Origin of the sequence: Amycolatopsis rhizosphaerae, assembly GCF_007713715.1 — a bacterium.
Taxonomy (GTDB): domain Bacteria; phylum Actinomycetota; class Actinomycetes; order Mycobacteriales; family Pseudonocardiaceae; genus Amycolatopsis_E; species Amycolatopsis_E rhizosphaerae.
The window spans coordinates 1-4,862 of the sequence record NZ_VJWX01000528.1 but is presented as its reverse complement, the minus strand read 5'-3'; the positions used below and the strand labels follow the sequence as shown (position 1 = coordinate 4,862).

6 protein-coding genes are annotated in these 4,862 nt (G+C 69.4%); 1 reads left to right on the top strand and 5 read right to left on the bottom strand.

Translation table 11 applies throughout. From position 1 onward, the window contains the following. From FNH05_RS32310 to FNH05_RS32295, 4 genes are all read right to left on the bottom strand, one after another. On the bottom strand, positions 1 to 208 hold a 208-nt coding region (locus tag FNH05_RS32310), incomplete at its 3' end, for a glycosyltransferase family 2 protein (protein ID WP_144592638.1). Between the two features lie 2 nt (positions 209 to 210). Further along, complete coding sequence (wzt, locus tag FNH05_RS32305; protein ID WP_144592637.1) at positions 211 to 1,026, bottom strand: galactan export ABC transporter ATP-binding subunit Wzt/RfbE; 816 nt, start codon at positions 1,024 to 1,026, stop codon at positions 211 to 213. A 9-nt stretch (positions 1,027 to 1,035) separates the two neighbouring features. Continuing rightward, positions 1,036 to 1,998 carry a galactan export ABC transporter permease subunit Wzm/RfbD gene (gene wzm / locus FNH05_RS32300; protein WP_144592636.1) on the bottom strand — a complete coding sequence of 321 codons (963 nt, stop codon included), beginning with the start codon at positions 1,996 to 1,998 and terminating at the stop codon, positions 1,036 to 1,038. Between the two features lie 137 nt (positions 1,999 to 2,135). Then, positions 2,136 to 2,687 carry a bacterial proteasome activator family protein gene (locus FNH05_RS32295; protein ID WP_144592635.1) on the bottom strand — a complete coding sequence of 184 codons (552 nt, stop codon included), beginning with the start codon at positions 2,685 to 2,687 and terminating at the stop codon, positions 2,136 to 2,138. 139 nt (positions 2,688 to 2,826) lie between these two features. Here FNH05_RS32295 and FNH05_RS32290 point away from each other — a divergent pair, with 139 nt between their 5' ends. Then, positions 2,827 to 4,026, top strand: a complete 1,200-nt coding sequence (locus FNH05_RS32290) for a cysteine desulfurase-like protein (RefSeq protein ID WP_144592634.1) — start codon at positions 2,827 to 2,829, stop codon at positions 4,024 to 4,026. Here FNH05_RS32290 and FNH05_RS32285 read toward each other — a convergent pair. After that, positions 4,023 to 4,862: NAD(P)H-quinone oxidoreductase (locus FNH05_RS32285; RefSeq protein ID WP_144592633.1), on the bottom strand; the 840-nt coding region annotated here is incomplete at its 5' end. The genes FNH05_RS32290 and FNH05_RS32285 overlap by 4 nt on opposite strands.

The following is a 4,862-nucleotide window of genomic DNA, read 5'->3' as shown; positions in this document are numbered from 1 at the left end:
GCAGATACGTGTAGGGCAGCGGGAAGGAGGCCACCACGTCCCGGGCCGGCTGGTCGGGGCCGTTGTCCACCACGATGAGGTGGTCGACCGGGTGGGTCTGCGCGGCGATCATCTTGAGCGAGTCGGCGAGCAGTTCACGCCGGTGCCGGGTGACCACGACGGCCACCACGGCGCCCTTGCCCAGCGGGGCTGCCTCGGGATCGGACATGCTCACTCGCCGCCCCCGGCCGCGACCGCGGCGTCCACCCCGATGCGTGCGGCCATTTCCGGGCTCATCCCCTCGTACGGGTCCCTGCCCTTGTACGCGGTCAGCACGTCCCGCAGCGAGCCCTGCATCTTCATCCGGCCCTCGTCCATCCAGATGGCCGTCGTGCACAGCTCCAGGAGCAGGTCGTCGGCGTGCGAGGCGAACACCAGCAGACCGGACCGGCGGACCAGGTCGACCAGGCGGTCACGGGCCTTGTTCAGGAAGGCCGCGTCCACCGCCCCGATGCCCTCGTCGAGGATCAGGATCTCCGGGTCGATCGTGGTGACCACGCCCAGTGCGAGGCGGACCCGCATACCCGTGGAATAGGTCCGCAGCGGCATCGCGAGGTAGTCGCCCAGCTCGGTGAACTCGGCGATGTCGTCGACGCGTTTCTCCATCTGCTTGCGGGTCATGCCCAGGAACAGGCCCCGGATCATGATGTTCTCGTAGCCGGAGATCTCCGGGTCCATGCCGATGCCGAGGTCGAACACCGGCGCGACCTTGCCCTCGACCCGGGCCGAGCCGCGGGTCGGTTCGTAGATGCCGGACAGCAGCCGCAGCAGCGTGGACTTGCCTGCCCCGTTGTGGCCGACCAGGCCGACCCGGTCACCGTCCTTCAGGGAGAGCGAGACGTCCTGCAACGCCTCGATCACCGGCACCTTGCTCTCGGTGCCGATCTTGCCGCCGACCTTGCCGAGCACCTTCTTCTTCAGCGAACGGGTCTTCGCGTCGAAGATCGGGAAGTCGACGAAGGCGTTGTGCACCTCAATGCTGACCATGTTGTTCTCTCACACCCAGTAGGAGACGCGGGCACGGTAGTTGCGCATGGCGACCAGCGCGAGCAGCCAGCCGACCACGGTGATGCCGCCCACGACGAGCCAGCTGCCGACGTTCACCGCCTGGCCGATCAGCGGCGCACGAAGGATCTGGACGAAGTGGTAGAAGGGGTTGAGGTGGACGATCGGTACCACCCAGTCCGCCATGGCGGCCCGGGCGCCGTGGCCGTAGAGCTGGTCGATCGGCCACACGATCGGGGTCATGTAGAACAGCAGCTGGATCAGCGAGTTGATCACCTGCGGGAGGTCCCGGTAGCGGGTGGAGATGATGCCCAGCAGCAGCGTCACCCACCACGCGTTGAAGGCCAGCAGCACGAAGGCGGGGATCGCGCTCAGCGAGTACCAGCCGAAGCCGGGGTGGCAGATCGTGGTGCCCGCGTCGCAGACTCCGTTGGTCAGGCCGTACGGGTGGTTGAGACTGGTGAAGAAGATCGCGTCGATGATCACCACGACGATCAGGTTGTGGGCGAACAGCAGCGTTTGCCGCCACACGGTGCGGAGGGCGTACACCGTCAACGGCGCCCGGATCTGCTTGATCAGGCCCTCGTTGGAGATGAACGTCTCCATGCCCTCGGTCAGCGCACCGCTGATGAAGGTCCAGACGATGAACCCGGTGCTGATGTAGGGCAGGAAGGTCGCGATGTGCATCCCGAACAGCTGCGAGTACAAGAGCCCGAGGCCGAGCGAGATGACACCCTGGCTGATGGTGATCCAGAACGGGCCGATCACCGACCGCCGGTAGCGCTGCTTGATGTCCTGCCAGCCGAGGTGGCTCCACAGTTCCTGCTGGCGGAAGCCGTCCCTCAGGTCTGCGATGGCGCGGGCGAAGGACCGGCTGTCGGAGGCCGGCGGGATCGGCGCCGAACCGTGGGCGACGGCATCACTGGCCGTGTCGACAGTGCTGGTGGCATGCACGTGCCCAGGGTAGCGACCCTGGGCATCCGCTCCCGTCGAGGGCTGTCACCACCACCGAACAGCACTTTTGCCCGGTTTGCGTAGCGGTGGGGTAGCGGGCCCGCGTTTCCGCCACGCAAACCGGTTCCCGACACTGTTCAGAGGTACTGGCCGGTGCCGCTGATGCCGGGAGCCGCGTGATCGCCGCGGCCCGCCGACGTGCCGGGCGGCAGTCCCCGGCGCATCTGCTCGAGCTGCACCCTGGCCGCCATCTGCTGCGCGAACAGCGCGGTCTGGATGCCGTGGAAGAGCCCCTCCAGCCAGCCGACCAGCTGGGCCTGCGCGATCCGCAGTTCGGCGTCGGACGGCGTGGAGTCCTCGGTGAACGGGAGCACCAGCCGGTCCAGCTCGTGCTGCAGCTCCGGTGCCAGGGCCTGTTCGAGCTCCTTGACGGAGGTCTGGTGGATCTCGCGCAGCCGGTTGCGGCTCGCGTCGTCCAGCGGCGCCGCGCGGACCTCCTCCAGCAACTGCTTGATCATCGTGCCGATGCGCATCACCTTCGCCGGTTCTTCGACGAGGTCACCGACCGATTCCTGCTGGTCGTCCTCGCCAGTGGCGATCCGGGCGGTGCCCACCGGGGAGCCGTCGGGGCCGACGACGACCACGTGCTGGGCTTCGTCTGCTGCGGAATTCCTGTTCGGCTCGGTCATTGCTCCATCCTGGCCTGCCTGGGCGACGTTGAACGCAACACTTCCGAGCCTAGCGGTCGCCCGAGGTCACCGGGCCGAGCAGGGCGAGAGAGGCCAACCCCGAACGCGCTGCCAAATTACTCCTACGTACGGTGTGCGCATGGCGTTCGACGTCGCTCGAATTCGTGGGTTGTTTCCCGCACTCGGTGACGGCTGGATCCACTTCGACGGCCCTGCCGGAATGCTGGTACCCGAACAGGTGGCCTCGGCCGTGTCCACGGCTATGCGCGCACCGGTCTCCGGACCGGGTGGGGCATTTCCGGCATCCCAGCGTGCGGAGAGCATAGTGACCGCCGCCCGGCGGGCGGTGGCCGACCTCACCGGCACCGATCCGGCCGGGGTGGTACTGGGGCCGAGTGCTTCCGTGCTGTTGCGTCGTCTGGTCGACGCGATGTCCGAAGGCTGGCAGCTCGGCGACGAGATCGTGGTGTCCCGCCTGGACGAGCAGGCGAACCTGATCCCCTGGCAGCACGCGGCCAAGCGGGTCGGTGCGGTGGTGCGCTGGGGCGAGATCGACATAGAGACCTGCGAGCTGCCCGCCTGGCAGTACGAGTCCCTCGTGACCGCGCGGACGAAGGCGGTCGCGATCACCGCGGCCTCCGGCTCGGTCGGCACGCGTCCCGACGTGCCCACGGTGGTCGAATTCGCGAAGCGGGTCGGGGCGACCGTCGTGCTGGACGCCAGCTACGCGGCGCCGTTCGTCCCGCTGGACCAGCCGGAACTGGGGGCCGACGTGATCGTGGTCTCCGCGCAGGCGTGGGGTGGGCCCGCGGTGGGCGCGCTGGCGTTCCGCGACCCGGAGATGCTGGAACGGCTGCCCTCGGCGGCCCTCGAACCGGGGGTGCGCGGCCCGGCGCGGCTCGAACTCGGCCCCCACGCGTACCCGCTGCTCGCGGGCCTCGTGGCGTCGATCGACTACCTGGCGGGACTGGACGACGCGGCCAGCGGCTCCCGCCGCGAACGCCTGGTCACCTCGCTGGGCTCGGCGAAGTCGTACCACGCGGGCCTGCTCGCCCAGCTGACCACGGAGTTGCGGGCGTTGCCGCACGTCACGGTGATCGGGGACGCGATGCGGCGGATCCCCGCGCTCGGCTTCGCCGTGGCGGGGAAGAAGGCGCCCGAGGTCGCCGAGTACCTGGCGTCCCAGGGGCTGTGCGCGTTCGCCGACGACGGCACCAGCGGGGTGTTCGCGGCGCTCGGCGTGGGCGAGGTCGGCGGTGCGGTCCGCATCGGCCTCGCCCACTACTCGAACGTTTTCGAGGTCAACCAGTTGATCAGGGTGCTGGAGGAGCTCCGCTAGAGCGTGAGCAGGACCTTGCCGAAGGCGCCTTCTTCGATGGCCTGGTGAGCCTTCGACGCCTCCGGCATCGGCACGACCTGGCCGACCACCGGTCGCACCCGGCCGTCCGCGACCAGCGGCCACAGCCTCTGCCGGACGTCCGCGACGATCCGTCCCTTGTCCTGGGCGGGGCGGGCGCGCAACGTGGTCGCGGAGACGCGACCGCGCTTGGCCATCAGTTTCCCGATGTTCAGCTCGCCCTTCGTGCCGCCCTGCATCCCGATGATCGCCAGCCTGCCGCCGACGGCGAGCGCGTCGATGTTGCGGCCGAGATAGGCGGCGCCCATGTTGTCGAGGATGACGTTCGCGCCGCCGACCTTCGCCAGTTCGGCGACGAAATCCTGCTCCCGGTAGTTGATGGTGATGTCGGCGCCGAGCTGGCGGCACCGCTCCAGCCGCTCGGCCGACCCCGCGGTCACCGCGACCGTGGCGCCGAGCGCCTTGCCGACCTGGATCGCGTGCGTGCCGATGCCGCCGGCGCCGCCGTGCACCAGCAGCACCTCGCCCTCGGTGAGCCCCGCGTCGAGCACCACGTTCGACCACACGGTGCAGGCGACCTCGGGCAGTCCGGCCGCGGTGACCAGGCTGACCTCGCCGGGAACCGGCAGCAACTGGACGGCGGGAACAACGACCTTCTCCGCGTAGCCGCCGCCTGCCAGCAGCGCGCACACCTCGTCGCCGACCTGCCAGCCTTCGACGCCTTCCCCGAGTTCGGCGATGGTGCCGGAGCATTCGAGCCCGAGGATCTCGCTCGCCCCGGGCGGCGGCGCGTAGTGCCCCTGCCGCTGGAGCAAGTC